Annotated in this window: 3 protein-coding genes; 2 read left to right on the top strand and 1 reads right to left on the bottom strand. The window is 50.5% G+C overall.

The window, feature by feature from the left end; genetic code table 11:
* The first annotated feature begins 371 nt into the window (after window positions 1-371).
* Together H6F80_RS03090 and fahA are read left to right on the top strand one after the other, a co-directional pair.
* Window positions 372-1295, top strand: a complete 924-nt coding sequence (locus tag H6F80_RS03090) for a hypothetical protein (RefSeq protein WP_190790147.1) — start codon at window positions 372-374, stop codon at window positions 1293-1295.
* A gap of 180 nt (window positions 1296-1475) precedes the next feature.
* A complete protein-coding gene (gene fahA, locus H6F80_RS03085; protein WP_190790146.1) occupies window positions 1476-2810 on the top strand; it encodes a fumarylacetoacetase in 1335 nt (444 codons plus the stop codon).
* Here fahA and ada read toward each other — a convergent pair.
* Window positions 2795-3919: a bifunctional DNA-binding transcriptional regulator/O6-methylguanine-DNA methyltransferase Ada gene (gene ada / locus H6F80_RS03080; RefSeq protein ID WP_190790145.1), complete on the bottom strand. Its 1125-nt coding sequence runs from the start codon at window positions 3917-3919 to the stop codon at window positions 2795-2797. The genes fahA and ada overlap by 16 nt on opposite strands.
* Window positions 3920-4012: the final 93 nt, after the last annotated feature.

Below are 4012 nucleotides of genomic sequence, written 5' to 3'. Positions count from 1 at the left end.
ATAAAACTAGCTGAAAGTCTATTGTATTATTTCTAATATTAGAAATAAAATTTTTCTAGAAATATTCTCAAGCAGTCTCTTTTTGTGAACGATTTTAGTAATCAATCTCAGCCAGCAATTTCAGCTATCCGTAGATGCTCGATCGGTAATCAAAAACTAGTCGTTCATAACACTCCTGTCTCTATTTTGGCAACAAGGGGGGCTGGCTTAACCTCCTTCCCCAGGGGGATCACAGATGCACCCAAAGAGCGATTAACTATAGATGAACAATATCATCAGATGAATCTCGTAATCGATTCTAGTGATCGTCTGATTGATTCGATCGCTTTATGAAAATTGCAATTCATCCCTGAACATAAGCAAAATCAATAATGCTGGCATCGCTGAAAACATTGGTGAGCGCGATCGTTGATTATGCTGGGCTTTTTCCGCCAGCGAAACTTGATCTGCGATCGTCAATGCAACGCTACGCTCAAAGTGCTGCTACCCCCGATCGCTGGATGCTGTCTCGTTTTGTGCTGCCTGCTGCCCGCCTGGAAGAACTTTATGCGATCGTTCCCGAATTGCCCCTATCCCAGTGGTCGCTCAGCCTGGTGGTCAAGAATCTCGAAGAAGTGGAGCAGGCTTTTGCGCTGCAAACCGATCGGCTCACCCTAAAAAACGCTTCCCCTTCCGTCAAAATTGCCGCCCTCGAATTCACTCCGCGATCGCCCAGCGAAATTTCTGCCCTGATCAATCAACTGCCGCCAGACCTCGACGCATTTTTTGAGATTCCGCTTGATTCGTCTTTCACAGACTCGATCGCTGTTCTGCAAGGAACTGCTGCATCCGCTAAAGTTCGCACTGGAGGCCTGACAGAAGCCGCTTTTCCGATCAGTAAACAGCTTGCCGGGTGGATTTGTGCCTGTGCCCAAGCCAACGTTCCTTTCAAAGCGACGGCGGGACTGCATCATCCTTTTCCTGGCACGTACCGTCTAACCTACGAACCCGATAGCCCGACTGCCCGAATGCACGGATTTGTGAATGTCGCAGTTGCCGCTGCCTTTGCCTACAGCCAGGCGATCGATCAAGAGGAGGTCATTCAACTATTAGAAATCAATTCCTTTTCAGATGCTCTTTCAGACACTCTTCAATTTGAAAATGATAAATTGATTTGGAACAATGATCGAGAGAAACGTCAGCTTGATTTAAGCGAAATTCAAAAGTCAAGACAACGCTTCTTCCGTTCCTTTGGTTCCTGCTCATTCCAAGAACCGATCAACGACTTGAAAAAGCTAAATTTAATCATCTCCTAACTTCTCTTTTGTTACCTAACTTTCTACCCATCTTCCTCACAAATTCTCCCCAAGCAATCACAGCAAAGAAGCTCTTAATCGATTTCAGCTCTCAATTCATTCCGGCTCTCAATTCCCTCTAAAATAAACAGTCGAATTTACTTCTTATTCCCCATCTCTCCATTTCTACCTTCGATCGCTATGACCTTCTCATTGAAACAAACTCACTTAAACGAAACTCACGATCCGTCCTTAAAAAGCTGGGTTGAATCTGCCAATTCCTCAGACAGCGACTTTCCGATTCAAAACTTACCGTTTGGCGTGTTTCATAAAGGTGGAAATGGAGAATCTGCCCGAATTGGAATTGCGATCGGCGATCGAATTTTAGACCTCACAAATTGTATTAAGCTGGGGCTGTTTGATCATTTACCGGAACCGCTTAAAGATGCCTGTACTGCAACTCGATTGAATTCGCTCATGGCATTAGGTTCCGAGCCTGTTTCGCTGCTGCGATCGGCTGTCAGTCAACTGCTGCGCCTTGATGCTGAGCAATTTCCGCCAGAAGCCGATGTTTTGGTAGCAATGACCGATGCCGAACTGCGGCTGCCTGCGGAAATTGGCGACTATACCGACTTTTACGCCTCGATTTTCCATGCGACCAACGTGGGCAAGCTGTTTCGTCCCGATAATCCGCTGCTGCCCAACTATAAATATGTGCCGATCGCCTATCATGGTCGAGCGTCTTCGATCGTGCCGAGTGGAATGTCAATTCGTCGTCCTCAGGGTCAGCGAAAACCGCCGGATGCGTCTATCCCAGAATTTGCCCCTGCGCGAATGCTGGACTATGAACTAGAAGTCGGCTGTTTTGTGGGAACCGGAAATGCGATCGGGCAGCCGATTGCGATCGATCAGGCAGAACAACACATTTTTGGACTCTGCTTAGTGAACGACTGGTCAGCGCGAGACCTGCAAGCTTGGGAATATCAGCCGCTTGGCCCCTTTCTTGCCAAAAACTTTGCCACCACAATTTCCCCCTGGATTGTGACGCTCGAAGCCCTTGCCCCGTTTCGTTGTCCTGCGTTTCAGCGATCGAACGACGACCCCCAGCCCTTGCCCTATTTGCACTCAGAAACCGACCAGCGATCGGGCGGCTTTGAAATCACGCTCGAAGTCTGGCTCCGCACCGAGCAAATGCAATCAGACGGTGTTGCTCCGGTTCGCCTCAGCCAGGGATCGTTTAGCCAGATGTACTGGACGATCGCCCAAATGCTGACCCATCACGCTAGCAACGGCTGCAATTTGCGATCGGGAGATTTGCTGGCAAGCGGAACCGTTTCCAATGCCAATCCGGGTTCTCAGGGCTGTTTACTGGAGCTAACCCAGCGCGGCACCCAGTTAATTACACTCCCTGCCGGAGAAACCCGCGCTTTTCTGGCAGACGGAGACGAAATTATCCTGCGCGGATTTTGTCAGCGGGAAGGTTACACCAGAATTGGCTTTGGTGAATGTCGGGCGATCGTTCAGCCCTCTGCTTGATCTGAATCCGTCTTTTCTGGGGCAGCCAGTTGTTTTTCTAAGCTAAGCAGTTCTTGCTTGCGATCAATTCCCCAGCGATAGCCGCTCAAACCGCCGCCTTTCTGGATCACCCGATGACAGGGAATCACCAGCGCGATCGGATTGCTGGCACAAGCTCGCGCCACTGCCCGGACGGATTTAGGCTGTCCGATTTGCTGGGCAATATCGCTGTAGCTGGCGGTCGTTCCGAGGGGAATGGCTCTCAGTGCCTCCCATACTCGGATTTGAAAGGCAGTCGCCTGAACATCGATCGGCAAGGCAGGCAAAGCTTGAACCCCGCCCAGATAATCCAGCAAATGCTGCACCCACTGCTGAAGCTCAGGATCGTCGGGCTGGAGCTGAGCCGCTTTAAATTCCTGCTGGAGTTCCTGTTCCAGTTCCAGCGCAGTTTCACCCAGCCGCACACTGCAAAGTCCCTGCTGCGTTGCCGCCACTAGCAGCCAGCCAAAGGACGGTTGCTTCGTAGTTCCCCAAGGGGGTAATTGCATGATGGCATAGCGAATCTGTTTCCCCTCGCCAGCGCGTTGATAAGTTGCAGGAGTCATGCCGAGCTGTTTGGGGGCTTTTTCGTACAGGCGGCTACTTGCGCCATATCCGGTTTCATAAAGGGCATCGGCGATCGTTTCTCCCTGGCGAAGGTGCTGTTTTAATCGTTCTATCCGCAGCGCATCCGCATATTGAAACGGAGTGACGCCAACGATTTGCTTGAAAGTGCGTTGTAAGTGAGTTGGACTCATGGCGGTCGTGTGACCTAATTCTGCAAGGGTGGGAATGGAGTCAACCTGAGTTTCGAGATAGCGGCAGACGGCTAAAACTTTTGCCACATTCGCATCGGGAGCAATCGCTTCCTGAGGAACACAGCGTTTACAGGGTCGATAACCTGCTGCTTCTGCCGCTGCTGCCGAGTCAAAAAAGCAGACCCGATCGCGCTGAGGCTTCCGGCTGGAACAGGTCGGACGACAGTAAATTCCGGTGGAGCTGACTCCATAAAAAACAAGCCCTTCAAACGCCGGATCTCGCTGCAAAACTGCCTGCCAAAGGATTTCTTCTGAGAGAATCGATCGCTGCATCATTGCTCAATGTTTAACTACAGCCTTGTTCAGGCGATTGAAGTACAAGAAATGGGGTTCAGGGGCTGTGCCCCTGCGTGGGGGGGAAGCCCC

The organism is Leptolyngbya sp. FACHB-711 (genome assembly GCF_014695615.1).
In the GTDB taxonomy this organism is placed as follows: Bacteria; Cyanobacteriota; Cyanobacteriia; order Elainellales; family Elainellaceae; genus Leptolyngbya_A.
Note: the sequence above shows the minus strand (reverse complement) of the source record. Positions and strands in the feature narration are given on the sequence as shown.

Bases quoted from the DNA above. Each gene is read 5' to 3' on its own strand.
- H6F80_RS03090 (WP_190790147.1), top strand. From the start codon at position 372: ATGCTGGCATCGCTGAAAACATTGGTGAGCGCGATCGTTGATTATGCT.
- fahA (WP_190790146.1), top strand. From the start codon at position 1,476: ATGACCTTCTCATTGAAACAAACTCACTTAAACGAAACTCACGATCCG.
- ada (WP_190790145.1), bottom strand. From the start codon at position 3,919: ATGCAGCGATCGATTCTCTCAGAAGAAATCCTTTGGCAGGCAGTTTTG.